Annotated in this window: 21 protein-coding genes; 8 read left to right on the top strand and 13 right to left on the bottom strand. The window is 60.6% G+C overall.

Features of this window, described 5'->3' with window-relative positions; genetic code table 11:
• The 3 genes from GIV35_RS23635 to GIV35_RS23625 are packed head-to-tail and all read right to left on the bottom strand — an operon-like array spanning position 1 to position 3,562.
• Positions 1-1,266: a dihydrolipoamide acetyltransferase family protein gene (locus tag GIV35_RS23635; protein ID WP_236265548.1), complete on the bottom strand. Its 1,266-nt coding sequence runs from the start codon at positions 1,264-1,266 to the stop codon at positions 1-3.
• Positions 1,267-2,325 carry an alpha-ketoacid dehydrogenase subunit beta gene (locus GIV35_RS23630; RefSeq protein ID WP_005789444.1) on the bottom strand — a complete coding sequence of 353 codons (1,059 nt, stop codon included), beginning with the start codon at positions 2,323-2,325 and terminating at the stop codon, positions 1,267-1,269.
• 1 nt (position 2,326) lies between these two features.
• On the bottom strand, positions 2,327-3,562 hold the full coding sequence (locus GIV35_RS23625; protein ID WP_213153871.1) for a 3-methyl-2-oxobutanoate dehydrogenase (2-methylpropanoyl-transferring) subunit alpha: 1,236 nt from the start codon (positions 3,560-3,562) through the stop codon (positions 2,327-2,329).
• A 195-nt stretch (positions 3,563-3,757) separates the two neighbouring features.
• Between GIV35_RS23625 and bkdR the strand changes: the two genes are divergently transcribed.
• Complete coding sequence (bkdR, locus tag GIV35_RS23620) at positions 3,758-4,246, top strand: Bkd operon transcriptional regulator BkdR (RefSeq protein WP_003174877.1); 489 nt, start codon at positions 3,758-3,760, stop codon at positions 4,244-4,246.
• Between the two features lie 680 nt (positions 4,247-4,926).
• Here bkdR and GIV35_RS23615 read toward each other — a convergent pair.
• The gene (locus GIV35_RS23615; RefSeq protein ID WP_223024144.1) at positions 4,927-5,790 is read right to left on the bottom strand and encodes an MBL fold metallo-hydrolase; all 864 of its coding nucleotides are present in this window, start codon (positions 5,788-5,790) and stop codon (positions 4,927-4,929) included.
• Between the two features lie 94 nt (positions 5,791-5,884).
• On the opposite strand from GIV35_RS23615, the gene GIV35_RS23610 reads away from it, so the two are divergent.
• From GIV35_RS23610 to GIV35_RS23585, 6 genes are all read left to right on the top strand, one after another.
• Positions 5,885-6,220, top strand: coding sequence for an ArsR/SmtB family transcription factor (locus GIV35_RS23610; protein ID WP_003174875.1), 336 nt, complete (start codon positions 5,885-5,887; stop codon positions 6,218-6,220).
• Positions 6,221-6,271: 51 nt separating this feature from the next.
• Entirely contained in the window at positions 6,272-7,516 is a 1,245-nt protein-coding gene (locus GIV35_RS23605; protein ID WP_236265167.1) for an NAD(P)/FAD-dependent oxidoreductase, read from the top strand.
• Positions 7,517-8,323, top strand: a complete 807-nt coding sequence (locus GIV35_RS23600; protein WP_034127968.1) for a sulfite exporter TauE/SafE family protein — start codon at positions 7,517-7,519, stop codon at positions 8,321-8,323. It begins immediately after the preceding gene.
• Between the two features lie 137 nt (positions 8,324-8,460).
• Positions 8,461-13,734, top strand: a complete 5,274-nt coding sequence (locus tag GIV35_RS23595; RefSeq protein WP_236265169.1) for an SET domain-containing protein-lysine N-methyltransferase — start codon at positions 8,461-8,463, stop codon at positions 13,732-13,734.
• A 190-nt stretch (positions 13,735-13,924) separates the two neighbouring features.
• Positions 13,925-15,568: an MFS transporter gene (locus GIV35_RS23590; RefSeq protein ID WP_223024146.1), complete on the top strand. Its 1,644-nt coding sequence runs from the start codon at positions 13,925-13,927 to the stop codon at positions 15,566-15,568.
• Complete coding sequence (locus tag GIV35_RS23585; protein ID WP_054917397.1) at positions 15,565-16,710, top strand: HlyD family secretion protein; 1,146 nt, start codon at positions 15,565-15,567, stop codon at positions 16,708-16,710. Before GIV35_RS23590 ends, GIV35_RS23585 begins: the two co-directional genes overlap by 4 nt.
• Here the strand turns inward: GIV35_RS23585 and GIV35_RS23580 are convergent.
• The 9 genes from GIV35_RS23580 to copC form a co-directional block, all read right to left on the bottom strand.
• The gene (locus tag GIV35_RS23580) at positions 16,691-17,566 is read right to left on the bottom strand and encodes an aldose 1-epimerase (protein WP_236265170.1); all 876 of its coding nucleotides are present in this window, start codon (positions 17,564-17,566) and stop codon (positions 16,691-16,693) included. The genes GIV35_RS23585 and GIV35_RS23580 overlap by 20 nt on opposite strands.
• A gap of 145 nt (positions 17,567-17,711) precedes the next feature.
• Complete coding sequence (locus GIV35_RS23575; RefSeq protein ID WP_198716497.1) at positions 17,712-18,992, bottom strand: TRAP transporter large permease; 1,281 nt, start codon at positions 18,990-18,992, stop codon at positions 17,712-17,714.
• Between the two features lies 1 nt (position 18,993).
• A complete protein-coding gene (locus tag GIV35_RS23570) occupies positions 18,994-19,521 on the bottom strand; it encodes a TRAP transporter small permease (protein WP_236265172.1) in 528 nt (175 codons plus the stop codon).
• A gap of 65 nt (positions 19,522-19,586) precedes the next feature.
• Positions 19,587-20,549 (bottom strand): TRAP transporter substrate-binding protein, encoded by a 963-nt coding sequence (locus GIV35_RS23565; protein WP_105227232.1) that lies wholly within the window; start codon positions 20,547-20,549, stop codon positions 19,587-19,589.
• A 45-nt stretch (positions 20,550-20,594) separates the two neighbouring features.
• Positions 20,595-21,470 carry an SMP-30/gluconolactonase/LRE family protein gene (locus GIV35_RS23560; protein WP_236265173.1) on the bottom strand — a complete coding sequence of 292 codons (876 nt, stop codon included), beginning with the start codon at positions 21,468-21,470 and terminating at the stop codon, positions 20,595-20,597.
• Between the two features lie 26 nt (positions 21,471-21,496).
• Positions 21,497-22,315 carry an NAD-dependent epimerase/dehydratase family protein gene (locus tag GIV35_RS23555; RefSeq protein ID WP_223024150.1) on the bottom strand — a complete coding sequence of 273 codons (819 nt, stop codon included), beginning with the start codon at positions 22,313-22,315 and terminating at the stop codon, positions 21,497-21,499.
• Between the two features lie 170 nt (positions 22,316-22,485).
• A complete protein-coding gene (locus tag GIV35_RS23550; protein WP_034127961.1) occupies positions 22,486-23,748 on the bottom strand; it encodes an OprD family porin in 1,263 nt (420 codons plus the stop codon).
• A gap of 175 nt (positions 23,749-23,923) precedes the next feature.
• Complete coding sequence (gene copD / locus GIV35_RS23545; protein WP_105227229.1) at positions 23,924-24,781, bottom strand: copper homeostasis membrane protein CopD; 858 nt, start codon at positions 24,779-24,781, stop codon at positions 23,924-23,926.
• Positions 24,782-24,784: 3 nt separating this feature from the next.
• Positions 24,785-25,150: a copper homeostasis periplasmic binding protein CopC gene (gene copC, locus GIV35_RS23540; RefSeq protein ID WP_034127959.1), complete on the bottom strand. Its 366-nt coding sequence runs from the start codon at positions 25,148-25,150 to the stop codon at positions 24,785-24,787.
• Between the two features lie 116 nt (positions 25,151-25,266).
• On the opposite strand from copC, the gene GIV35_RS23535 reads away from it, so the two are divergent.
• Positions 25,267-25,887 (top strand): TetR/AcrR family transcriptional regulator, encoded by a 621-nt coding sequence (locus GIV35_RS23535; RefSeq protein WP_105227228.1) that lies wholly within the window; start codon positions 25,267-25,269, stop codon positions 25,885-25,887.
• Positions 25,888-26,039 lie beyond the last annotated feature (152 nt).

Below are 26,039 nucleotides of genomic sequence, written 5' to 3'. Positions count from 1 at the left end.
TTACTCCAGGAACAGGCTGGCGGGTTGTTCGAGCAGGCCGCGAATGGCCTGGATGAATTGCGCCGCGTCCATGCCATCGACCACGCGGTGATCGAAGGAGCTGGAGAGGTTCATCATCTTGCGCACCACGATCTGGCCCTTGATCACCATCGGCCGCTCAACGATGCGGTTGACGCCGACGATGGCCACTTCCGGCAGGTTCAGCACTGGCGTGCTGACGATGCCGCCCAGAGCGCCAAGGCTGGTCAGGGTAATGGTCGAACCGGACAGCTCTTCACGGCTGGCCTTGCCTGTACGTGCGGCGTTGGCCAAACGCGCGATTTCTTCGGCAGTGCCCCACAGGCTGCGGGCTTCGGCGTGACGCACCACCGGCACCATCAGGCCCACGTCGCTCTGGGTGGCGACGCCCACATGCACGGCGCCAAGGCGAGTGATGACCTGGGCTTCGTCGTCGTAACGGGCGTTGATTTGCGGGAAGTCGCGCAAGGCGACGACCATGGCCCGCACGATAAACGGCAGCAGGGTCAGTTTGCCGCGTGTCGCACCGTGCTTCTCGTTGAGGTGCACGCGCAACTCGTCGAGGGCGGTGACGTCGATCTCTTCCACGTAGCTGAAATGCGCGGCGCGGCGGGTGGCGTCCTGCATGCGCTGGGCGATCTTGCGGCGCATGCCGATCACCGGGATCTGGTGTTCGTCAGTGCGCTCGGCATACGGGTTGGCGGCGCTGGCGCCCGTTGCAGGGCCCTGGCGCAAGTAAGCCTCCAGGTCTTCATGCAGAATCCGGCCCGCAGGCCCTGTGCCCTGGACCAGGCGCAGTTGGATCCCTACATCCAGCGCGTGTTTGCGCACGGCAGGCGAGGCCAACGGGCGTTCGCTGGCTTCACGGGCCACGGGCGCTTGCGGCGCTTTCACTGCTGCTGCGGGCTTGCTTTCTACCGGCGCCTGTACCGGTTTGGCTTCGGCCACAGGTGGCGCGGCCTTCGCCGGCTCGGCAACCTCCGGCATATCTTTGGTATTGCCTGCGCCTTCCACTTCAATGCTGATCAAAATGCTGCCCACTGCCATGACCTCACCCGGCTCGCCGCCGAGGGAAATCACCTTGCCGTGGACCGGCGAGGGAATATCCACCATCGCCTTGTCGGTCATCACATCCGCCAGCACCTGGTCTTCAACCACCAGGTCGCCGACCTTTACATGCCATACCGATAATTCAACTTCCGCGATGCCTTCGCCAATGTCCGGCATCTTGATAACGTGCGTGCCCATTCAGACCTCCATGACCCGTTTCAACGCCGCGCCCACTCGGGACGGCCCTGGGAAATACGCCCATTCCTGCGCGTGCGGGTAGGGGGTGTCCCAACCGGTGACGCGTTCGATCGGCGCTTCCAGGTGGTGGAAGCAATGCTCTTGCACCAGCGAGACCAACTCGGCACCAAAGCCGCAGGTGCGCGTGGCCTCATGCACCACCACGCAACGGCCGGTCTTTTTCACCGACTTGACGATGGTCTCCAGGTCCAGCGGCCACAGGCTGCGCAGGTCGATGACCTCGGCGTCGATGCCGGTTTCTTCAGCGGCGACTTGCGACACATACACGGTGGTGCCGTAGGTCAGTACCGTCACAGCCGAACCTGGGCGCACGATAGCCGCCACGTCCAGGGGCACGGTGTAGTAGCCGTCCGGTACCTGGGCTTGGGGGTGTTTGGACCACGGCGTTACCGGGCGGTCGTGGTGGCCGTCGAACGGGCCGTTATACAGGCGCTTGGGTTCGAGGAAGATCACCGGGTCATCGTTTTCGATGGAGGCGATCAGCAGGCCCTTGGCGTCATAGGGGTTGGACGGCATCACCGTGCGCAGGCCGCAGACCTGGGTGAACACCGCTTCGATACTCTGGCTGTGGGTCTGGCCGCCATAGATGCCGCCGCCGCAGGGCATGCGCATGGTCAAGGGCGCGGTGAACTGGCCGGCCGAGCGATAACGCAGGCGCGCCGCTTCGGAAATGATCTGGTCAGTGGCGGGGTAGACGTAGTCGGCGAACTGGATTTCCGCCACCGGGCGCAGGCCATAGGCGCCCATGCCCACGGCCACGCCGACGATGCCGCTTTCCGAGATCGGTGCGTCGAACACCCGCGAGCTGCCGTATTTGGTTTGCAAACCTTCGGTGCAACGGAACACGCCGCCGAAGTAACCGACGTCCTGGCCGAACACCACCACGTTGTCGTCACGCTCAAGCATCACATCCATGGCCGAGCGTAGCGCCTGGATCATGGTCATGGTGGTGGTGGTCATGGCGGTTTCCAGTTCGATACTGTTGTTGTGGTCGTTCATGTCACACCCCCAGCTCTTGACGCTGGCGCTTCAAGTGCTCCGGCATCTCTTTATAGACATCCTCGAACATGGTCGCGGCGCTTGGAATCTGGCCGCCGGCCAGGGTGCCGTACTGTTCGGCTTCCTTCTGCGCCTTGACCACTTCGGCTTCAAGTTCTGCACTGACCGCCGCGTGTTCCTCTTCGGACCACTGGCCAATCTTGATCAGGTGCTGCTTGAGGCGGGCAATCGGGTCGCCCAGGGGGAAGTGGCTCCAGTCGTCGGCGGGACGGTACTTGGATGGGTCATCGGAGGTGGAATGCGGGCCGGCGCGGTAGGTGACCCACTCGATCAGCGTTGGCCCCAGGTTGCGGCGCGCACGTTCGGCGGCCCAGGCCGAAGCGGCGTACACCGCGATAAAGTCATTGCCGTCCACGCGCAGGGAGGCGATACCGCAACCGACACCGCGTCCGGCGAAGGTGGTGGCTTCACCGCCAGCGATGGCCTGGAAGGTGGAAATCGCCCACTGGTTGTTGACCACGTTGAGGATCACCGGCGCGCGGTACACGTGGGCGAAGGTGAGGGCGGTGTGGAAGTCAGATTCAGCAGTGGCGCCGTCGCCGATCCAGGCCGAGGCGATCTTGGTATCGCCCTTGATCGCCGAGGCCATGCCCCAGCCCACGCCCTGGACGAATTGGGTGGCAAGGTTGCCGGAAATAGTGAAGAAGCCCGCGTCCTTGACCGAATACATGATCGGCAACTGGCGGCCCTTGAGCGGGTCGCGCTCGTTGGACAGCAGTTGGCAGATCAGGTCCACCAGCGGCACGTCGCGGGCCATCAGGATGCTTTGCTGGCGATAGGTGGGGAAGCACATGTCGTCGATATTCAAGGCCAGGGCCTGGGCGCTGCCGATGGCTTCTTCGCCAAGGCTTTGCATGTAGAACGACATTTTTTTCTGGCGCTGGGCGACCACCATGCGATTGTCGAAAATGCGTGTCTTGAGCATGGCGCGCATGCCGCGGCGCATGATCTCGGTGGAGACACCTTCGGCCCACGGGCCCAGTGCCTGGCCCTGATCGTCGAGCACGCGGATCAGGCCCTTGGCCAGGTCGGCGGTGTCGGCGGGCTCTACGTCGATGGCGGGTTTGCGTACCAGGCCGGCGTCGGTCAAACGCAGGTAGGTGAAGTCGGTCTTGCAGCCTGGGCGGCCCGAGGGTTCGGGAACGTGCAGGCGCAGCGGTGCATACGGCTGGGTCATGGCTTTCTACGCTCTATCTTGTGAATTTCTTGTAGTGGGCGCGCTAGCTGACAGTCAGTCTTCGGGTAGAAGAAATCTTGTCCTACAACAATCATAGGCGTGGCGTAGAAGAATATTTATCTCTGTTTCATTGCGTCGTCGGCTATTTGCGGATAAAAAAACTGCATAAACATAATAAACAGGTGATTTTGTCTCATGCGCAAACTGGACCGTACCGATATCGGCATTCTCAACGCCCTGCAGGAGAATGCCCGCATCACCAATGCCGACCTGGCTCGCTCGGTCAACCTGTCGCCCACGCCGTGTTTCAACCGGGTCAAGGCGATGGAAGAACTGGGGCTGATTCGTGAGCAGGTTACGCTGCTGGATGCTGATTTGCTGGGGCTGCACGTCAATGTGTTCATCCACGTGAGCCTGGAAAAACAGAACGAACTGGCGCTGCAGCAATTCGAAGGGGCGATCTCGGATCGGCCTGAGGTGATGGAGTGCTACCTGATGGCCGGCGACCCGGACTATTTGATCCGCGTGTTGGTGCCCACGATCCAGTCGCTGGAGCGCTTCATGATGGACTTTTTGACCAAGGTGCCTGGGGTGGCGAACATTCGCTCCAGTTTTGCCTTGAAGCAAGTGCGCTACAAAACCGCACTGCCATTGCCGGCCAACGGCATCAGCCTTGGTTCCTGATTCAACACGGGACAAAATGTGGGCTTGCCTGTGATGACGGCACCCCACGATCCAACTGTGGGAGCTGGCTTGCCTGCGACGGCGGCCTGACAGCCGACGACTATCTACCTGACACCCTAACGATCCAACTGTGGAAGCTGGCTTGCTTGCGATGGCGGCCTGACAGCCGACGACTATCTACCTGATACCCTAACGATCCAACTGTGGGAGCTGGCTTGCCTGCGAAGACGGCCTCACAGTCAATGCAGCTGGATTGTGTACATATCCATTCCTGCGGTAACGGCCACTTAGGGTTCCGCCCTGACGGCGGCTCACTTTCGAAAAGCGCGAAAGTAAGCAAAGCGCTCTTGCCCCACCACTCGGCACCTCGCTTAGGCTCGGTGTGCCCGCAATCCGCCAGTGATTTGGGGGGCCGCCGCCACGCGCCATCCATGGCGCGGGGCGGCTAAACCGGCATCCCTGCCGGTTTACCCCCCAAATCCCTGTCGAATTACGGCCAGCGTGGTTTAACGGGGCGCCTGAGATCAAGATCAAAAGCAGAGCAAGAGCAAGAGCAAGAGCAAGAGCGGCTCGCTTCGCATCGTGGTTACTGTTGGTCGTTATAGCGCTGTATATCGGGCAAATGGGCCAACTGGCCCACACCGCTATCGCAGGCCATCTCCCACAGGGGATCGGTGTTTCTAGAGTTGGTTGAGGGGGATCTTCAGGTAGGTCACGCCGTTTTCTTCCGCCGGCGGCAGGTTGCCCGCCCGCACATTCACCTGGATCGCCGGAAGCAACAACGTTGGCATGCCCAATCCAGCATCACGCTGGGTGCGCATCTGTACAAACGCCGCTTCATCCACGCCATCATGCACATGAATATTCCCCGCTCGCTGTTCCGCCACGGTGGTCTGGCACTTGGCCTCTCGACCCTCGGGCGGGTAGTCATGACACACGTACAACTTGGTGTCCGAAGGGAACGCCAACAGCTTGCGCATCGACGCGTACAACTGCCGCGCATCGCCGCCGGGAAAGTCGCAGCGGGCGGTGCCGACGTCGGGCATGAACAGGGTGTCGCCCACCAGGATCAAGCGGCCGTCGATCAAATAGGCCATGTCGGCGGGGGTGTGCCCGGGCACATGCAACGCTTGGGCCTTCAAGTTGCCGATATGAAAGATTTCATCAGGCGCAAACAGGTGATCGAACTGCGAGCCGTCCACGCGAAATTCCGGCTCCAGGTTGAACAGGTTCTTGAACACGCCCTGCACCTTGCTGATCGACTCGCCTATCGCGATCTTGCCGCCAAGGGTGCGGCGCAGGTAGGGCGCGGCGGACAGGTGGTCGGCATGGGCGTGGGTTTCCAGCAGCCACTGCACGTGCAGGCCATGCTCGCGCACAAAGGCAATCACCTTGTCGGCTTGTGCGGTATCGGTGCGCCCGGAAGCCGGGTCGTAATTGAGCACCGAGTCGACGATGGCGCAGGGGCCGCCATCGGCTTCATAGACGATATAGGTGTAGGTCGACGATGCGTCATCCAGAAAGGCTTGAATCAACGCTGGCATGGCGGCTGTCTCTGCTGAAGAAAAAAGTGGTTACAATCAGTTTACGTTTACACATAATGTTTTGAGCTTAAGTGACATAAAGGACCCGAGGCAAATGGAATCTACGTTGAGTGAGGGCGAGGTCGCCCAGTTGCGTGCATCGGCGTCCAAGGCCTGTGCCTTGCTCAAGGCCCTGGCCAACGAAGATCGCTTGTTGATCCTGTGCCAGTTGACCCAGGGCGAGCGCAACGTCGGCGAGCTGGAAGCCCTGACCGGCGTACGCCAGCCCACCCTGTCACAACAGTTGGGCATCCTGCGCGATGAAGGGCTGGTCGCCACCCGTCGGGAAGGCAAATACATTTTCTACGGGCTGGCCAGCCACGAAGTGATTCAAGTGATGAAGACCCTGTCCGGGCTGTATTGCGGCGCGGTCATAAAAAGTTGGGCGTGACGCCATCCGGCAGCGACCCTTGTGTGCATTGACTCAAAAAGGCAGTAGACAATGACCGAACAACACTGGGGACCCACCATCAGTGGCGATATCGTAGTCATCGGCGGCGGCTCGGCAGGCATCGGCCTGCTGGCCAGCCTGCTCAAGCGTGACCCGCACCTGAACATCACCCTCATCGAACCTAACGACTACCACTGCTACCAGCCGGCCTGGACCCTGGTCGGCGGCGGCGCCTACGACCTGCACAAGACCCGCCGGCCCCTGGCCGATGTGCTGCCCAATGGCGTCAGCTGGGTGCAGGCCGCCGTCAGCGAACTGCTTCCCGATGAAAACACCCTGGTGCTCGACAGCGGCCAGCGCGTCACGTGGAAGAACCTCATCGTCTGCCCTGGCCTGCGCCTGGCCTGGGAAAAAATCGAAGGCCTGCAGGACACCCTCGGCCAGCACGGTGTCACCTCCAACTACAGCTACGAGCACGCCGCGTACACCTGGCAGTTGGTGCAGCAACTCAAGGGTGGCAAGGCGTTGTTCACCCAGCCGGCGATGCCGATCAAATGTGCCGGCGCGCCGCAAAAAGCCCTGTACCTGTCCTGCGACCACTGGCTCAAGCAGGGCGATCTCAAACACATCGACGTCGAGTTCAACCTGGCCGGTGCGGCGTTGTTCGGTGTGCCAACCTTTGTGCCGCCGCTGATGAAGTACGTCGAAAAATACAACGCTCGCCTGGCGTTCAACTCCAACCTGGTGAAAGTCGACGGCCCGGCGCGCAAAGCCTGGTTTGAAGTCAAAGACGCCGAAGGCAACGCGACGGTCGAAGAGAAAACCTTCGACATGCTCCACGTCGTACCGCCGCAGTTGTCCCCGGACTTTATCCGCCAGAGCTCACTGGCCGACGCCGCCGGCTGGTGCGAAGTGAACCCCCATAGCCTGCAACACCTGCGCTACCCGCATATCTTCGGCCTGGGCGATGTGTGCGGCACCACCAACGCCAAGACGGCGGCAGCGGTGCGCAAGCAAATTGTGGTGGTGGCCGAAAACCTGCTGGCCCTGCGCAAGCAGGCACCTTTGCCGCTCAAATATGACGGCTATGGTTCCTGCCCACTGACGGTGGAGAAGGGCAAGGTGGTGCTGGCCGAGTTTGGTTACGGCGGCACGTTGCTGCCGACCTTTCCCCTCGACCCTACGCAAGCACGCCGTTCGATGTGGTTCCTCAAGGCCACGCTGCTGCCGTGGTTCTACTGGAATGGCATGCTCAAGGGCCGCGAGTGGCTGACCCGTCTGAGCAAGGTGGACTGAATGCTGCTGGCCAGTGTGTTGGGTGTATTGATGGGCCTGGTCATGGGCCTGACTGGCGCGGGCGGCGGCATCCTTGGGGTGCCGGCGCTGGTGCTGGGGCTGGGCTTGACCATGACCCAGGCCGCGCCGGTGTCGTTGCTGGCGGTGGGCGCAGCGGCAGCGGTTGGTGCCATTGATGGCTTGCGTCATGGCTTGGTGCGTTACCGCGCAGCGTTACTGATCGCCCTGCTCGGCGCGCTGTTTTCGCCGTTGGGCGTGTTTGTCGCCCACCAACTGTCGGAACCGGTGCTGATGGGGCTGTTCAGCGCGCTGATGGTGCTGGTGGCCTGGCGCATGCTGCAACGGGAAAAGCGCGAGGCTGGGCCGAGTGACCATGGTGCGGCGTCGTGGGGCCAGAAAAACTGCATGCTCAACCAGCAGACCGGTCGCCTGGCCTGGACCGCCAAATGCAGCGCCACCCTGGCGGCGTTGGGAGCCGTGACCGGCGCCGTTTCAGGTTTGCTGGGCGTGGGCGGCGGCTTCCTGATCGTGCCGGCGTTCAAGCAACTGACCGACGTGCAGATGCGCGGGATCGTCGCCACGTCGTTAATGGTGGTCAGCCTGCTGTCGCTGATCGGCGTGGCCGGTGCGTTTCATGCGGGCGTGAGCATCGAGCCGGTGGGCTGGGTGTTTATTGGTGCGAGCGTCGTCGGCATGTTGGCGGGAAGGCGGCTGTGTTCGGTGATCCCTGCGCGGGTGTTGCAAGTGGGGTTCGCCAGCCTGTGTGGAGTGGTGGCGATTGGGATGCTAGCCAGCGCGTTGCTCTGACGCTGTACCTGTGCACTGTCACGAAATCTTGTACTTGGTCAGGAACCTCCTCATTGAGCGCTGACACTCAGTGAACGGCCGCAAGCGCCGAAACGCGCTTTTGCCTGGATGATTCTTCGACTATGCACAGGCGCTTTATGACAATTACCGCAGCACATACGCATTTTTCGCTTCCCTTGGCAGCAGCTGAAAAACGGCCACCGCTTGTGGCCGATGACCTTGAACCGTCGTTGACGCCCCAGCGTCCCAGCCAGAATTTGCCATTACCCAACAGTCCTGTCTTCTCACTGGGCCATTTGGGCGGGGCATTATCCTGGCCAAATCCCTTGAGTGCAGATGAGCAGCGGCGTTTGCGCCTTGCGACGATGAATTACGCACACCCTCTGGGCGACCAGCCGCTGGTGATGCAAACCAAGGGTGGCGTACTGGAGTTCCTGCGGTATCGCCAGCCGCTGCCGGCAGAAGTGGGGAGCGACCCGGCCAAAATACTCGAAGCGCTGGTCAATTCCCCGCAAGGGCAACGGATGGGCAACGCGCTGCAGCAAACAATGCAGGGCATTGACAGCGAAAGCAGCGCGAGCGATTACCTACTGGCCGCTATCGCACTGCAGATGGACCCTGAGTCGATCACCGCACCCGATTGCAACAGCGTCGCCGGGTTTGATCTGGGCGGTGACACGCATGGGGGACACCACGCATCCACGGTGGTGGCTGGCTTGGCCGAACATTTGAGTCGTACTGGCAAAACCAGCGCTGCACTGGCAAGTGTCGGCGCGTACCTGTTGCTGGCCAAGTCGGCGCCGCAATTTCTGATCAAAGACATTCCTGCGACGGTGAAAGTCGGCAGCCAGGCATGGGCCAGCCTGGCGATTGCGGCGATGACGATTGAGGCGCAGACGCCGGGCAAAGTCCCCGGCATGACGTTTGCCCAGGTCATGAGCGAGGCACAAGAAGCACGGCGGGTTGACCCAGGAGTTACCCAAGCGGCAGAGACGGTGGCATTGCTGGACTGGGCCGTGGCCAGTGGCGTTCTCACAAAAAGACAGAATGGCGACTATCCACCCGCGCAACTTGAATCGGCAAGGGCCGCATTCAACGCGCAGTTGGACACCCGGCTCACTGCCTCCCACGCACTGGATAAGGCATTGCCCACGCGAAAAGAGATCGCCCTGACCAAGCTCAAGGAGCGATTTGGCGACCTTGGCGCGTTTTTCGAAGAAAAAGTATTTGCTGTTGATCAGCACTACGTAAAGATTGAAGGGGGAGGGATTTCGCTCTTGGATGTCGCCATGGACGACTGGCTGGAGTCCCGGCCTTTCAAGGCGCACGAACCCAGCAGCTCGCTCAAGGGCAACGACCTGCAAAGGGTACTAACGGGTTTGAACGCCAATCGACAATTTGGCGTGCCGGCAGAATTCGAACGGCAGTTCAGCCGTGCAATGGAGGAAAAAAAGGCCGCCGTCAATACAACGGTCAGGCACATGATCTCGCAACTGCCCTTACAGGATCGCAAGCATTTCGAGTTTGGAAAAGTCAGTTTTTTCCAGAAAGGCTCATACGTCATGGATGGGCATTTCAATAATACGTATGCTCAAAATGAACCGGGGCTGCTGGTCAAAACCGAGCTGCAAGGCACGTCGCACGCCTACGTCATCGACTTCAATAAAGGCACGATTGAAAAGACGAGCCTTTACAATACAAAGGTTAAGGAAGACAGGGATGGCAACAAGGTTTCGACGACCAAACTATTCACGCCCAGCCATAAAGCCGATGATCTGGGACGTGGGCGACCGCTGAATAACGCGCCTTGGGATAGCTTTACCAGCGCTCGATCCCATGGGATTGCCACGGCGTTTGTCGAACACTTGGACCTCGACGATCCCGCTATCAAACAGCAGGCCCGTGGGCAAACCGCCTTGGACAAGGCGAACGCACAGTTGAGCGAGTTTTTGTTGAACCTGATCCCGTTCAGGTCCGCCATTGTCAATTTTCAGAACGGGCAGTATGGCGCGGGTGCTTTTGACCTCTTGCTGGATGTATTCGGTTTTCTTACCGCCGGCACCGCCACCGCAGGAAAGTTGCTCAAGGTCGGCCGTTCTGCGTTGTCTGCCGGGGCCAAGGCATTGCGGGCGGTCAAGGTCATCGGCGTGGCGACCATTGACGTACTCAACCCCGTCGGCGGGGTGGGCGATTTGCCCAGGTTGGTGGGTAGCGCTGGTCTTTATGTATTGTCCAAAGGCCTCAAGGCCGTCAACAAGCTCAGGGGCGCCACCGGCAGTTATGACGTGTTGAAGGCGATCAGCAAACAGTACGAAGCCGCCGCAACGGGCACCGTGAAGGTGGCAGGCCAGACGGTGGAAGGGGCCGCGGTGCTCAAGGGTGGCAAGTGGTATGCATTCGATGCCGACGCGATGCGGCCTTATGGCGGCCCGCTCGATGAGTTCAAGGCCGCAACCCAGGCTGTCGACGGTGAGGTGGACACTGCGAGCTTCGATGGGCCAAGTGAGTTGAGCCATGAGCTGTTCGGGCACTTCAAAGTGCCTGAATCCAAAATCGCAGGGCTCACACGCAACAGCCAGGGCGTATATGTGGCAGCCGATGGGCACTCCTCGCACATACGCCATACCGACAGCAACGGTGACACAGCGGTGTATGAGGTGCGCCAGGTGTCTCGCACGGAAGAGGGCGTCGTGCAGGCCCGGGTTTATCACAACAACCGGCAAACCGAGTTGTTGGTCCAGCATGTACAAGGCGACGAATGGCAACGCCTGGGTGCACCCGGCGGCGGGCAGATCACTGCTGAGCTCTTGAAGGCCTGGGAGGCCTTGTCGCCGCAGGAGCAGATTAGGCTGACCCGAAAGGGCTTTGCCAAGCAGAATAAACTCACACAGAAAACCTTTGAGTTTTTCGTAAAGCCAGACGGTCAGTTAACCGATAGCGGCGTGCTCGTGCGTGATCGCCCTGCCAACGCATTCACCGCAAAGGTGACCGAAACGCATGTGCGTGAGTGGAAAAACATGACCCAGGCGCAGCGTGACGAAATGACCCAGGAAGGGTTTGCTGTTCTTCATAACCTTCGGCCGGGTACTTTCAAAACGTATGCGCGCAAGGACGGTACCCTGATGACCCGCGGGGAAACGCTGATCAACTCCTCTGTTCCCACCAAAAGTAACCAGATTACCGATGATCATTTACGCCAGTGGGATGAGCTTTTCAGGCAACCAGGCAACTCATTGACGTCAGCGCAGTTCGTGAGCCAGCACGGGCTCAGCCAACGTAGCTGGGCGCAGTACGTCAACGCGGATGGCTCGTTGAAGGGGGCGGGCGCGCAGCGTCTGGAACGCGCACTGCAAAGCGCCGCACGGGCGTCCGCTGTTCAGGCCCAGACCCCCATGGCCGATCATTTGCGCGCTTGGCAGGCGTTATCATTGGAGCAGCAGCAAAGCCTTACCCCCGCAGGCTTCGCCCGGCAGCAACATCTGCACCCGAAAGTGTTCAATCGCTATGTAAAACCAGATGGTCAGTTGACCGCTATCGGCGTGGCGGTGCGCGACCGTGCACCCAATACGCCATTTTATACCGTGACTGAAACCCATATCCGTGATTGGCAAGACATGCCACAGACGGAGCGTGACGAAATGACGCTCGAGGGGTTTGCCGAGCTTTATCACGTTAATCCAGGCTCATTCAAAACCCATGTGCGGCGAGACGGTACATTGGGGCCGGTCGGTAGAGAACTGATGGACAGGGTGGTCGGTATTGCCCCTAACAAGATTACCGACGACCACCTTCGCCAGTGGAAAGCCTATTTCGAGGACCCGAATAATGCGATCACGCAAGCGCAGTTCACAAGCGAGAACGGGCTCCATCCAGGCACTTGGAGAGACTGGGTCAACGCTGATGGTTCCTTGAAAACGACCGCCAGCGAACGCCTTGAGCGCGCCGCACTGGGCCCGATCACCCATGTTCCGAGGGCGCGCATGGAGTTGATCACGGCTGGGCATTTGCGCGAGTGGGAGGCGTTGCCGCCCGCGCAGCAACAAAGCCTTACACGCAGGGGCTTTGCTCGCCAGAAACATCTATCCCCGAGAACCTTTGAGTATTACGTGCAGCCTGACGGCAAACTGAGCCCTGCCGGTGTGACGGTGCGCGACCGCTCTGCCAACATGGTGGCGGGCAGGGTGACCGAAACGCATATCGATAGGTGGCAAAAGCTGACTCAGCAGGCGCGTGAGACCATGACCATGGAGGGGTTCGCCGTTCAGCATAACCTGAGTGTGCATTCGTTCAGAGCGTATGTCCGTCCTGATGGTGGCCTGTCGGCGGCCGGCGAAGCCCTGATGAAGAATGTAACCGATGGCGGCTATCGCAGGATTACCGGTGACCTTTTGCGTCAGTGGCAAGCGCTTGCCGAGAGCGCAGACAACTCCGTCACGCAGGCGCAGTTTGTGCAACAGCACAGGCTTAGTCCAGACCTTTGGAGTAAGTACGTGAGAGCGGACGGCTCGTTTACAGCGATCGCCTCGCAACGTTTCAGACGGTTACAGCAAGGCACCGGGCCGCGCCCCGTTCCTGAGCAATCGATTACAGAAAGTCCACGAAAACGCCCCGCATCAGAGCCCTTGGACCCGCCACCATCAAAGGTCGGCGCCGGCACAACGCAAGGCCTGGAGGCCCCAGCCCCCGCTGCGACAGTTCCGCCCGTGGTGATCAAGGTTGAACCCAGCGATTTCCCGACATTGCCTCGTCATCAGATCGACAACACGCTGCCGATTCTGCAGGACCCGGTGAACCCCAGAATCAGCTTGACCCAATCACTCGAAGGCCCGATCGATGACATCCGCATCTCCCACTGGAATGGCGTGCTCGATGGGCTTGATAGCCCGACTAAGGCGAGGGTTTCAGCACAGATCAAGGCGTCGATCAAAGACTGGCTGCGCACCGAAGGCCAGCATCAGACCCGATTTGACGATGCCCTGGAGGTGGTCACGCCGTTGGACGATGGGGGGCCGGCTCGCGGCGCTTCGGTATGGGCGCGGCGCGATATCCCCCAATTTGAAGTGCTTGGCCCTTATGCAGGCAAATACCATGCAGACGAAGCGTCACTGTTCGAGGAGCAGCGCAAGCAAGGTTCGCGGGCTGTAATGACTTACCTGTTCGGTACGCGCTCGGGTACCCGGACGGTGAGCGGCCTGCACACTGGCAACACCCTGAGCCTGATCAATACCTCGCAACTGGGCGAGGGGCCTGCGTGGATGTCCAACAATGTCGTGTCCATCGCGGTCGGGAAAAACCTGACGTTCTATGTGGCGCTCAAGGACATCAAGAGAGGCGAGGAGCTACTGCTGGACTATGGACCGTTCTATAAGCCGGTGCCTGATATAGCGATCAAGCCGGACCCTGATCGCTGAGTTCAAGCGCTGGGCATGTAGCCCGAACGAAGGGGCAAGACAAATGATCCCAGGCAGTGGACCCCATTTGACTGTGCCCCATTGACGATCAATTGCGTCCTCAAGATGGCAACATGAACGCCTCTCAGGTTACTGTTCCTCTGTGTAACGGATTCACCGGCCTTGCACCCCGGCTTACCAAGGTCACCGAATGGATAAATACACCCCCCACACCTGGCAACCCCACGAGCGGCCGAGCCTGCCTGGCTCGCCGTCGACGCCGCTGCATCCTACGCGTAAGCGCTGGCTCTTCGCGATGGTCGGCGTGCTGGTGGCAATCACCGGTGGCTTGGGTAACGCCCTGGTCATCGCCAACCTGCAATACCTGCAAGGCGCCCTGGGCGCGACCACCGCGGAAATGGCCTGGCTGCCTGCCGCTTATGTAATGACCAATGTGTGCATGAACCTGCTGCTGGTGAAGTTTCGTCAGCAGTTCGGCCTGCGCGCGTTTACCGAGGTGTTCCTGGTGCTCTATGCGCTGGTGACCTTCGGCCACTTGTTCGTCAATGACCTCAGTTCGGCTATTGCGGTACGGGCCGCCCATGGCATGGTGGGTGCGGCGCTGAGTTCGTTGGGCTTGTACTACATGATCCAGGCATTCCCGGCCAAGTGGCGGTTGAAAGCTTTGGTGTTGGGGCTGGGTACCGCGCAATTGGCGCTGCCCCTGGCGCGGCTGTTTTCTGAAGACTTGCTGCAAATCGCTGAATGGCGCGGGCTGTATTTGTTCGAACTGGGCCTGGCGCTGATCTGCCTGGGCTGCGTGTTCCTGCTCAAGCTGCCGCCGGGCGATCGCTTCAAGACCTTTGAAAAGCTCGACTTTCTCACCTTCGCCATCCTCGCCAGCGGCGTGGCGTTGCTCTGTGCGGTGCTGTCCCTGGGGCGTATTGACTGGTGGCTGGAAGCGCCGTGGATCGGCGTGGCCTCGGCCTGTTCCCTGGTACTGATCATGGCGGGGCTCGCCATCGAGCATAACCGCAGCAACCCGATGCTGATGACGCGCTGGCTGGGCAGCGGCGTGATGATCCGCCTGGCGTTGGCGGTGGTGCTGATTCGCATGGTGCTGTCCGAGCAATCCACCGGTGCGGTGGGGTTCATGCAGATGTTGAATATGAGCTACCAGCAGATGCACACCCTGTACGTGGTGATGCTGGCCGGGGCGATTGCCGGGCTGGTGGTCAGCGCGCTGACGATCAACCCGGCGCATTTGCTGATGCCGCTGATCATTTCCCTGGCGCTGATGGCGACCGGTTCGGTGATGGACAGTTTTTCCAGCAACCTGACCCGCCCGCAGAACCTCTATATCAGCCAGTTCCTGCTAGGCTTCGGCGGTACGTTCTTCCTGGGGCCGACCATGGTGCTGGGCACCAAAAACGTACTGACCAACCCGCGCAACCTGGTGAGCTTCTCGGTGATGTTCGGGATCTGCCAGAACCTCGGCGGCCTGATCGGTGCGGCGTTGCTGGGCACTTTCCAGATCGTGCGCGAGAAGTACCATTCGAGCATGATCGTCGAGCACCTGACCCTGATCGACCCGCTTGTGGCGGCGCGGGTGCAGAGTGGTGGGGCGGCCTATGGCAAGATCGTCGCTGACCCGGAACTGCGCAACCTCATGGGCATCCGCAGCCTGGCCACGGCGGCCACCCGCGAGGCGAACGTCATGGCTTACAACGATGTCTTCATGCTGATCGCGATTATCGCGATCCTGACCATGCTGTGGATCTTCACCCGCAGTCTGTGGTTGATGAGCACCACCAAGGCAATTCCTCCTGTTCAACCCAGCGGCGCAACTTCATGACTGAACCTTCAACCACCACCACGACCGCCATCGCCGCCACGCCGGAAGGCAGCACGCCCCCGGGCGCAGTGCCTACCCAATTGCGGCCCTTGCGCGTGCGCATCATCTCGTCCCTGGGCTTTGCCGCCATCGCCATCATCGGTGTGCTGATCGTGCTGTACGCCTGGCAACTGCCGCCGTTCAGCAGCGCGGTGGAAACCACCGAGAACGCTTTGGTGCGTGGGCAGGTGACGATTATCGGCCCGCAGCTCAGCGGTTATGTGTTCGAAGTGCCGGTGCAGGACTTCCAGTACGTCAAGACCGGCGACTTGCTGGTGCGCCTGGATGACCGTATCTACAAGCAACGCCTCGACCAGGCCCTGGCGCAACTGGCGGTGCAGAAGGCCTCGTTGGCCAACGTGGTGCAGCAACGCAACAGCGCCGAAGCGACCATCAAGCTGCGCCAGGCCGCGTTGGTCGACAGCCAGGCCCAGGCACGCAAGAGCACTGCGGATTTGCGCCGCAATGAAGAGTTGATCAGTGACGGTTCGGTCTCCAAACGCGAACTGGACGTGACCCGTGCCGCCAACGCACAGACCATCGCTGCCGTGGCCCAGGCCCAGGCCAGCCTGGAAATCGCGCGCCAGGATCTGCAGACGGTGATCGTCAACCGCGGCTCCCTGGAGGCAGCTGTCGCGAGCGCCGAGGCGGCGGTGGAACTGGCGCGCATCGACCTGTCCAATACACGCATCACGGCGCCACGGGATGGTCAGCTCGGGCAGATCGGCGTGCGCCTGGGCGCCTACGTCAATTCCGGCGCGCAACTGATGGCCCTGGTGCCCAAGCAGTTGTGGGTGATTGCCAATATGAAAGAAACCCAGATGGACAATGTGCAGGTCGGCCAGCCGGTGACGTTCACCGTGGATGCGCTGAACCACCGCAAATTCCATGGCACGGTGCAGCATATTTCCCCGGCCACCGGTTCTGAGTTCAGCCTGTTGCAGGCGGACAACGCCACCGGCAACTTCGTCAAGATCGCCCAGCGGGTGCCGGTGCGCATCATCGTGGACCCGGACCAGGCCGAGAGTGAGCGCTTGCGGCCGGGGTTGTCGGTGGTGGTGAGTATCGATACTGCCGGGCGCCTTAAGAATTCACCGCCCTGACATTTGGCATGTATTTCAGGTTCAGATTGAGGTGGGTTGACTGGCCTTGTTCCAGCAATTTCAGGCCAGGCTTGCCCGCCAGGTGATGGGCATTCACCGGATGACTCACCGGCTCGATGCAGAAAAATTCCAACCCCGGCGGGCAGTACAGCAGGAAGTAATCGGCGCCGCTGGCCTGGCATTCGAGGCGGTAGCCAAGCTCCGGTTGTTCGATCAAGCAGTGCCCATCCCAGCCGCAAAAGGCGTTGTCCACCAGCCCCTCTGGCAACCCTTTGAGTTGCCTGAAATCCCAGGTCTCGGGAACCGGTGCCAACGCGGTGGGCAGCTTGGCTGCATCACTCATCCACACTTGCCTAGCCTTGGCCTGCAGCCGCGTACCCGGCCGGCGCGGCAAGTACGGATGCAAGCCCAGCCCATGCCAGGCGGGTTGCTTGGCCAGGTGAGTCACACACAATTGGATATTCAACTCACCGTTGTTCAAGCGAAACCGCTGGCGGGCGTGATAGGCGAAGGGCGTTTCGCAGCGCAGCTCCAACGCCACTTCATGTTCTGACTGGCTTGTCACCTCCCATGCCTGCTGCCAGGCCGAACCGTGAATCGGAAAAGGGTCAGTGAGGCTATTGGGTGCCAGTGCCAGCCAGCCACCGGGGTTGTCGAAGCCGCCGTGGGCGATGCGGTTGGACCAGGGCGCTAATGGATAGCAGCCCAGCTTGCCCGGCAGCCCGGTATTGATCGCGTGCTCGTCGCTGTGCCGCAACAGCGGTTGCCCGGTGGCGCGTACCGTCCAGTTGACGAGGCTGCCGCCGAGGGCGGGGGCGAGCACCAGATGGGTGAGTTGATCCGAAAGCTCAATCACGATTGACCTGCCTAGTGAAGTCAAAACAAACACTGAGGATTCAACTGTGGGAGCTGGCTTGCCTGCGATAGCGGTGTATCAGTCATGAATGCGTTGACTGACAGATCGCTATCGCAGGCAAGCCAGCTCCCACATTGGTTCGCCTTTACAGCACCAAGTGGGGCAACCACAGCGACAACGCCGGAACGTAGGTCACCGCAATCAGCACCAAGAACAACACCGCATAAAACGGCAGCAGGGCCTTTACGGTTTTCTCGATACTGGTCTTGCCCACCGCCGCGCCGACGAACAGCACTGCGCCCACCGGCGGTGTAATCAGACCGATGCCGAGGTTCACCAGCATGATCATGCCGAAGTGGACCGGGTCGACGCCGATGCCCAGGATCACCGGCATCAGGATAGGCGTGAGGATCAGAATCAGCGGCGCCATGTCCATCACCGTGCCGAGCAACAACAGCATGACGTTGATGCACATCAGGATCACGTAGCGGTTGTCCGACAGGGTCAGGAACAGCGTGGTGATCTTCGCCGGGATCTGCATCAGGGTCATGATGTAGCCGAAGCTGGCGGCGAAAGCGATCAGGATCATCACGATGGAAATGGTGCGCACCGTGCGATGCATCAGCTTGGGCAGCTCGCGCCATTTGTAGTCGCGGTAGATGAACATGGTCACGAAGAATGCCCACAACACCGCAATCGCCGCCGACTCGGTGGCGGTGAAGATGCCCGACAGGATGCCGCCGAGGATGATCACCATGGCCATCAAGCCCCAGAGCGCTTCGGCGGCGATCTTCAGCGCCTGCTTCAAGGGGATGACTTCGCCTTTGGGGTAGTCGCGCTTTTTCGCGAAGATCAGGCAGAGCACCATCAGGCACGCGCTCATTAACAGGCCCGGCACCACACCGGCCATGAACAGCGAGGCGATGGAGACGGTACCGCCTGCCGCCAGGGAGTACAGCACCGAGTTATGGCTGGGCGGCGTCAGCAGCGCCTGCACCGAACCGCTGACGGTCACTGCGGTGGCGAATTCGCGCGGATAACCCCGCCGTTCCATTTCCGGAATCAGCACCGAACCGACCGAGGCGGTATCGGCCACGGATGAGCCGGAAATCGCGCCAAAAAACGTCGAAGCCATGATATTGACCAGGGACAACCCACCACGCACAAAGCCCACCAGCACCCCGGCAAAGGCCACCAGGCGCCGCGACATACCGCCCTCGGCCATGATCGCCCCGGCCAGCACGAAGAACGGAATCGCCATCAGCGAAAACTTGTTCACCCCACCGGCAATCTGAATCATCAGGGCCTGGAACGGGATGTCGATCCACCACGCGCCAATCAGCGCCGACAGCCCCAATGCATAGGCCACCGGCATACCGATCAGAATCAATGCAACAAAGCTGCCCAACAGAATCAATGCGTCCATATCAGGCGGCCCCTTCGTTTTCTTCAACCAGGTCGAAACGCACCACCTTGCGGTTGCTCTGGTCACCGAGCAGCAGCTTTTCGACCACGAATACCAGGGTCAGCACGCCGCCAATCGGGATCGGCATGTAGGTAATGCCCACGCGCAGGGTGGGGATGGCGCTTATGAATTGGTTCCAGGTGGACAGGCACAGCTTGGTGCCCCAAATCGTCATGAACACGCAGATGGTGCCCATCAGCAGTTGCGAGAGGATGCCGACGAGGCGGCGTTGGACAGGCGGCAAGCGGTCAGTGATCATCGCCACCGACATGTGCGCACCGGCACGATAACTGGCAGCGGCGCCGATAAAGGTGAACACCAGCATCAGCAGGATGGCGGTGGGCTCCGGCCAGCTGGAACCGGTGCCGAGGGCGTAGCGGGTGAAGATACCCCAGGGAATGATCAAGGCGACCCCCAGGACGGAAAGGCCGGCGACCCAGATGCAGGTCATGTAAAGGCGGTCATTGAAGCGCAGCAGTAAAGTCTTCATGGCGTTCACCGTGACCGGGCGCGTCGATGCCGACCGCGCCGGGCCTTATGCAGGGGCAGGGGAGGTTATTGAACCGCGTCGATGCGCTTGATCATGTCCGCATACGGCGCACCGTACTTGGCACGCACCGCAGCAGTGGCCTCATAGAATGGCTTTTTGTCGACGGTGATGAACTCCACGCCGGCCTGCTTGAGTTTCTCTTCACTGCTGGCGGACTTGGCGTCCCAGAGCACGCGCTCATCAGCCTGGGCGGCCTTGGCGGCGGCCTTGACCATGTCCTGCTGGGCGGGGTCGAGCTTGTTCCAGGTGATTTTCGACATCACGATGGGTTCAGGCAGGATCAGGTGTTCGGTGAGGGTGTAGTACTTGGCGTTCTGGAAGTGGTTGTGTTCCAGCAAGGTCGGCGGGTTGTTTTCCGCGCCGTCGATGACCCCGGTCTGCAGGGCGCTGAAGATCTCGCCGGTGTCCATGGCAATGCCGTTGGCGCCCATGGCGTTGAAGGCTTCGATGAAAATCGGGTTGCCTTGCACGCGGATCTTCATGCCCTTGAGGTCTTCGATCTTGCGCACCGGTTTCTTGGTATAGAGATTGCGCGTGCCGCCATCCATCCAGGCCAGGGCCACCAGGCCGAACTCGGAGTTGGTGATCTTGGCGAGGATCTCGTCGCCGATCTCGCCATCGATGACCTTGCGCATATGCGCCTGGTCGCGGAATACGAACGGCAGGTTGAACACGTTCACGTCCGGCACCACCGGGCCGACGATGCCGAGGCTGACGCGGGTCATTTGCACGGCGCCGACCTGGGCCTGTTCGACCACTTCCTTCTCGGAGCCCAGCACACCGCCGGGGAAGTACTTGAAGGTCAGCTCGCCGTTGCTCGCCTTGGTCAGGGCCTTGCCCATGTTCTCTTCGGCGACCACGGTGGGGTAGCCAGCGGGGTGGATGTCGGCGAACTTGATTTCCAGCGCGTGGGCGGCGCTGCTGAGGGTGAAGATTGCAGCGGCGAGCAAGGTGCGTTTGAAGTCCATGGAAGTCACTCCTGTCTTGTTATTGTTGTATTCAAGGCACAGCGATTAAACGATGAAGCGGGGTTCGGGCAGTCCTTGGACGCCGGGGTTGAGGGCGAACACGCCACCGGACAGCGACTGTTCACTCGGGTCGTCGCGGATGGAGGTGACGTACAGAGTGTCCAGGCGGCTGCCACCGAAGGCGCACATGGTGGGTTTTTTCACGGGCACGCTCAGGGAGCGGTCCAGGCGACCGTCCGGGGTGAAACGGTGAACCAACCCGGCGTCGTTGGCGCAGATCCAGTAACCGCCCTCGGCGTCCACGGCTGCACCGTCGGGACGTCCGAGGAAGTCGTTCATATCAATGAACAGGCGGCGATTGGACGGCGTGCCGGTCTCGATGTTGTAGTCGAACGCCCAGACCTTTTGCACCTTCGGGTGCGAATCGGAAGCGTACATCGTGCGACCATCGGGGCTGAAGGCCAGGCCGTTGAGGGTGATGAACCCCTCCAGTAGCGCGTGGGGCGCAGCCCCGGACCCATAGCGATAAAGGACGCCCTCGGCGGCGTTCAAGCCCATGTCCAGCACCATGCTGCCGGCCCAGAAACGGCCCTGGCGATCGCAGCGGCCATCGTTCAAACGCATGTCCGGGCGTGAATGTTCGATGCTGGCCAGCGGCGTGGTGTCGAGGCTGCCGTCGTTGTGGGGCGTGAGTTGGAAGAAGCCGGTTTGCATGCCGGCGACCCAATTGCCTGCTTGGGTGCGCGCAATACAGGCGAGCATCTCTGGGGCTTTCCACGCTGCCAGATGGCCGGTGGCGGCGCTCCAGCGTTGCAAGCCACCGTTGGGGATATCCACCCAATACAGGGCATTTTCTTCCGCTACCCACACCGGGCATTCGCCCACGGCATTGCGGGCATCGACAATCAGTTCAGCAGTCATGGTCATTCCCTTGGGTTGCTGGGCACTCAGTCACCGAACGGCCCCGCAGCGCAGAACGCACCGCCCTGGTAGACCTTGGCCGGGTCATCGGCGGCCACGGGCGGTTGGGCTTCGACCTGGGCGCGGAACACTTCGGAGCTGTCCTTGGGGGTAAAGCCCAGGTGCGCGGCGTAGCGGTTGTCCCACCAGGTGTCGAGGTTGGCCGACATGCCGTACACCACGGTATGGCCGACGTTGGGCGTGTACAGCGCGCGTTCGAGCAGTTGGGTCAGGTCGTCGAAACTCAGCCAGGTGTGCATCATCCTGCGGTTCTGCGGTTGCGGGAACGATGAGCCGATACGGATGCTCACGGTCTCGATGCCATAACGGTCGAAGTAGAAACTGGCCATGTCTTCGCCGTAGGACTTGGACAGGCCGTAGTAACTGTCCGGGCGGCGCGGGGAATGGGCGTCGAGTTGCTCGCCCTGTTTGTAGAAACCAATCACGTGATTGGAACTGGCGAAGATCACCCGCTTGACCCCGTGGCGGCGGGCGGCTTCGTAGATATGGAAAATGCCACTGATGTTCGCGCCCAGTACCTCTTCGAACGAGCGCTCCACCGAAACGCCGCCAAAGTGCAGGATGGCGTCGACGCCCTCTACCAACTGATGCACGGCGTGTTTGTCGGCCAGGTCGCAGGTGTGTACCTCTTCGCGAGCGTCGGTGGCGGGGGCCATTTCAGCGATATCCGAAAGGCGCAGCACCTGGGCATAAGGACGCATGCGTTCACGCAGGACTTTGCCCAGGCCGCCGGCGGCACCAGTGAGCAACAGACGGTTGAAGGGAGCGGGTGTGGTGGTGGTCATGGGCCTTCCAGATTTTTGTTGTAGGTTGTCGTATGACTATAGGGAAATAGTGTTAGGGATTACTGGTGTTGTCAACGTCCTTCCAGGCACATGAGATCAAAGGTGGGGGCTGGCAAGCCAGCTCCCACATGGATGTGTGGCACCTTTGAGATCGAGTTCGACTCTTGAACCTACAACAACGAAATCGGATAGCTGATAAAAATCCGGTTCTCATCGAACTCGTTATTGCTGAAATCCCGACGCATGGTCGAGTTGCGCCACTTCACATTGAGGTTCTTCAGCGCACCGCTCTGCACCGTGTAGGCCAACTCCGACTCACGTCCCCACTCCTTGCCGTCGGTGATCGCCCCGGTATGTACATTGCTGCCGCTGATATAGCGGTTCATCAGGGTGAGCCCAGGAACGCCGAGCACCACAAAGTTGAAGTCGTGGCGCACCTGCCAGGACTTTTCCTTGGCGTTGTCGTAGCTGGCGTTGTAGCTGTCGTTGGCCAGAGTGCCGCCGCTGGTGCCGTTGATGCGCATCCAGGCGCTGTCGCCGCTGAGTTTTTGCAGGCCAACATAGAAGGTATGGCCGTTGTATCTGGCCGAGAGCAGGGCGAACAGGGTCTTGTTATCGAGGTCGCCGGCCAGGGCGCTGCCGTCTTCCTTGCCGTTGAAGAACCCGAGGTTGGCGCCCAGGGTCCAGTCTCCCAGCGGCTGGCTGTGGGTGAGGTTGAGGTACTGCTGTTGATAGATATCAGTCAGTTCGGCGTACCACAGGCCGACCTGGGTACGTTTGTCGTTGAAAGTGTATTCGCCGCCGCCGAAGTTGAAACGGTCCGAAGTGAACGCGGCTTTGCCGTTCATGAACATGTCTTCCATGCTCGCGTCGTTGCGTGGGCTGTTGCCGCGAAACTGGCCACCGTAGAGCGTCAGGCCGGCGATTTCATTGGAGGTGACCTGGCCGCCACGAAAGGTCTGGGGCAGGGAGCGGCCATCATCGGAACGCAAGATCGGCAGCACCGGCATCCATTCGCCAACCTTCAACTCGGTCTTCGACAGCCTGGTTTTCAGCGCGACACCCAGACGCCCGAAATTGTCGGCGGGGCGGCCATCGTCATGCACCGGCAACAGTTGGGTGCCGGCGGTGCCTTTGCCGCCATCAAGCTTTTGCGAATACAGGCCCAGCACGTCAATCCCGAAACCGACCGTGCCCTGGGTAAAGCCGGACTTGGCATCAAGGATAAAATTCTGCGTCCACTCTTCGGCCTTGCCCTGGGGGTTGGTCGGGTTGGTGAAGTTGCGATTGAAGTAGGCATTACGCAGGTTGAGCGTGGCCTTGGCGTCGTCGATAAAGCCTTCGGCGTTGGCACCCAGCGGCAGGGTGACGGCCAGGCTGCCGAGGCCGAGAAGGCCCAGGCGCGTGCAGGAATGACGGGCGGATTGACTCACAGTGAGGCTCCCTTTGTTTTGTTGTTTTTATTATTTGTTATACGTCGTCGTACAACATGGGGCGCGATATTTGCGAGGTTTTGAGGGCGTGTCAAGCAGAAGTTATACGATGACTTGGGTGAAACGATTCAACTGATGGGGGGGCTCCCACATTGATTGCATTGCACAAGACTTTTCAGCCAGCCATGACCATCGGCGGCAGGGTGCCAAGCAGGGAAACCGCAGCCACTGCTGCAATGCCCAACAGCCACTCCATCATCACACTGGCTCTCAAACTGCCCAGGCGTTGTTCGCAGCGCTTGATACGCAACCGGTTCAACAGCGCCAACCCCAGCATGCCCAGCACCAGCCCCACCTTGATCAGCAGGATCAAGGCGAAGCCCTCGAACAGCGGCGTGGGCCACAGTTGCCCGGTGAGCACGCGCACGTTGATCAGACCGGTTACCAGCAGGCCGCCGACCAGGCCATATCCCACACCGCTGAAGCGCCGCAGAATCGGCTCCAGGTGGTGGTCTTGCGCCTGCCGGAGGATCAGCACCAACACCAGCAACCCACCGAGCCAGGCCCCAACGCACAGCAGGTGCACTACCTGGTTGAGAATCAGCAACTGCCCACTCAGCCCGTCGAGCATGGCGCCATGGCCTACGGGGGCCAGGGTCGCCAGCAGCAGGGCGAGCAGCGGTAAGCGCAAGGCCGGCCAGGGCTTGATCAGCACGGTCACCAGCAGCAGATTCAGCAGCAGATGCCAGGCCCATACCTGGCCAAAAAAGGTCTTGCCCAGCACCAACTGCACCGTGGCCGGTTGCAGCGCCGAGTCCCAACTGCCGGCCATGCTGGCGGTGATCAACAGCAGCCACACAACCCCGGTGAACAGCCCCAAGCCGGCCAGGCCACGGGTGATGCGCAGCAATTGCCGGTCCAGTGTCGGCTGCACATGAGCGCCGAGCAGCCAGGGCCTGAATACCCAAGCCCCGAACATCAGCAACACGACGCAAAAGTGCAGGAAGCGGCACAGCACCAGCAGGGTTGCCATGGGTTATTGGCCGACCTTGAAGCTGTAAGTGCCTTCGCTTTTGTGAGTGTCGACGGACACCGCATGCCATTCGACTTTATAGGTGCCGTTTGCCAGCGCAGCGGCAGGCGTGACCACCAGGGTCTTCTTGTCGGCGTCCGGAGTTTCCAGGCCCTTGATGGCGATTTCGGTGCCGTCCTTGCTCAGGGAGACCTTGGTGAAGGTGGCTTCGACGCCTTCGCTGAAGGTCAGGCGCAGGTCTTTGGGTGCGGCGACTTTGCTGTCAGCCGCAGGCTCCGCGCTCTTGAGGTGGGCGTGGGCAAATGCCGTGGAGGCGCCCAGCAGGGCAGTGAACAGGACAGCAGCGGTCAGGGACTTCTTGAGCAACATTGTTCAATACCGATCAGAGGATAGGAGCCGGCAGTGTACGAAGTTTCGGCTTGGCCTGTCGCCCCGATCTAGAGCCGGTGGTAGTCTTTAGGCCGTGTTGTTGTCAGGGAGCCCATATGGGCAATCACAAGATCGGAATTCGTCGGGTCAACGTCGAGAAAATCCTGCTGGCGGCGGAGAAGGTCTTCGCCAACAAAGGCTATGGCAGCACCGCCATGGCCGACATCGCCGAAGAAGCGCAACTGCCGCGCTCCAACCTGCATTACTACTTCACCACCAAAAGCGAGCTGTACAGCGCGGTACTGTTCGACCTGCTGGAGTTGTGGAAGCAGGACGCCCTGAGCTTTGAAACCTTCGACGACCCTCGGGTGGTGCTCAGCAGCTACATCCGCGCCAAGATGCAGCGCTCGCGCACGCGCCCATATGGCTCCAAGGTCTGGGCCAATGAAATCATCCACGGCGCGCCCACACTCGGCGAGGCCCTGGATGAAAGCCTGTACGACTGGGCCAAGATGAAGGAAGCGAAGATTCGCCAATGGGTGCAAGACAAACGCATCCTGCCGGTGGAGCCCTCGAGCTTGCTGTACATGATCTGGGCCTCGACCCAGCACTACGCCGACTTCGATCACCAAGTGAAGATTCTGAATGATCACCAGCCGTTGTCGGACAGGCAGTTCGAGCAGGCCATTCAGACCGTGACCGGTGTGATTTTGCGCGGGATTGGGTTGGAGCCTTGAGCCTTGTAGTGAGGCTCAAGGCCCTATCGCAGCATAGGTATCTACATAACTCTGTTAGCTCAACGGTAACCACGATGCGAAGCGAGCCGCTCTTGATCTTGATCTGCTTTTGATCTTAGGCGCCCCGTTAAACCACGCTGGCCGGAATTCGA

Origin of the sequence: Pseudomonas sp. PA-1-6B (assembly GCF_021609545.1) — a bacterium.
Taxonomy (GTDB): Bacteria; Pseudomonadota; Gammaproteobacteria; order Pseudomonadales; family Pseudomonadaceae; genus Aquipseudomonas; species Aquipseudomonas fluorescens_BV.
The sequence above is the reverse complement of the archived record's forward strand: the minus strand, read 5'-3'. Positions and strand labels throughout refer to the sequence as shown.

What these genes read in the sequence shown, in the direction of transcription:
- GIV35_RS23565 (WP_105227232.1), bottom strand. Translation starts at nt 20,549, where the DNA reads ATGGACTTCAAACGCACCTTGCTCGCCGCTGCAATCTTCACCCTCAGC.
- GIV35_RS23595 (WP_236265169.1), top strand. Translation starts at nt 8,461, where the DNA reads ATGACAATTACCGCAGCACATACGCATTTTTCGCTTCCCTTGGCAGCA.
- GIV35_RS23575 (WP_198716497.1), bottom strand. Translation starts at nt 18,992, where the DNA reads ATGGACGCATTGATTCTGTTGGGCAGCTTTGTTGCATTGATTCTGATC.
- GIV35_RS23590 (WP_223024146.1), top strand. Translation starts at nt 13,925, where the DNA reads ATGGATAAATACACCCCCCACACCTGGCAACCCCACGAGCGGCCGAGC.
- copC (WP_034127959.1), bottom strand. Translation starts at nt 25,150, where the DNA reads ATGTTGCTCAAGAAGTCCCTGACCGCTGCTGTCCTGTTCACTGCCCTG.
- GIV35_RS23625 (WP_213153871.1), bottom strand. Translation starts at nt 3,562, where the DNA reads ATGACCCAGCCGTATGCACCGCTGCGCCTGCACGTTCCCGAACCCTCG.
- GIV35_RS23570 (WP_236265172.1), bottom strand. Translation starts at nt 19,521, where the DNA reads ATGAAGACTTTACTGCTGCGCTTCAATGACCGCCTTTACATGACCTGC.
- GIV35_RS23560 (WP_236265173.1), bottom strand. Translation starts at nt 21,470, where the DNA reads ATGACTGCTGAACTGATTGTCGATGCCCGCAATGCCGTGGGCGAATGC.
- GIV35_RS23610 (WP_003174875.1), top strand. Translation starts at nt 5,885, where the DNA reads ATGGAATCTACGTTGAGTGAGGGCGAGGTCGCCCAGTTGCGTGCATCG.
- GIV35_RS23555 (WP_223024150.1), bottom strand. Translation starts at nt 22,315, where the DNA reads ATGACCACCACCACACCCGCTCCCTTCAACCGTCTGTTGCTCACTGGT.
- GIV35_RS23630 (WP_005789444.1), bottom strand. Translation starts at nt 2,325, where the DNA reads ATGAACGACCACAACAACAGTATCGAACTGGAAACCGCCATGACCACC.
- GIV35_RS23600 (WP_034127968.1), top strand. Translation starts at nt 7,517, where the DNA reads ATGCTGCTGGCCAGTGTGTTGGGTGTATTGATGGGCCTGGTCATGGGC.
- GIV35_RS23605 (WP_236265167.1), top strand. Translation starts at nt 6,272, where the DNA reads ATGACCGAACAACACTGGGGACCCACCATCAGTGGCGATATCGTAGTC.
- GIV35_RS23615 (WP_223024144.1), bottom strand. Translation starts at nt 5,790, where the DNA reads ATGCCAGCGTTGATTCAAGCCTTTCTGGATGACGCATCGTCGACCTAC.
- copD (WP_105227229.1), bottom strand. Translation starts at nt 24,781, where the DNA reads ATGGCAACCCTGCTGGTGCTGTGCCGCTTCCTGCACTTTTGCGTCGTG.
- GIV35_RS23635 (WP_236265548.1), bottom strand. Translation starts at nt 1,266, where the DNA reads ATGGGCACGCACGTTATCAAGATGCCGGACATTGGCGAAGGCATCGCG.
- bkdR (WP_003174877.1), top strand. Translation starts at nt 3,758, where the DNA reads ATGCGCAAACTGGACCGTACCGATATCGGCATTCTCAACGCCCTGCAG.
- GIV35_RS23585 (WP_054917397.1), top strand. Translation starts at nt 15,565, where the DNA reads ATGACTGAACCTTCAACCACCACCACGACCGCCATCGCCGCCACGCCG.
- GIV35_RS23535 (WP_105227228.1), top strand. Translation starts at nt 25,267, where the DNA reads ATGGGCAATCACAAGATCGGAATTCGTCGGGTCAACGTCGAGAAAATC.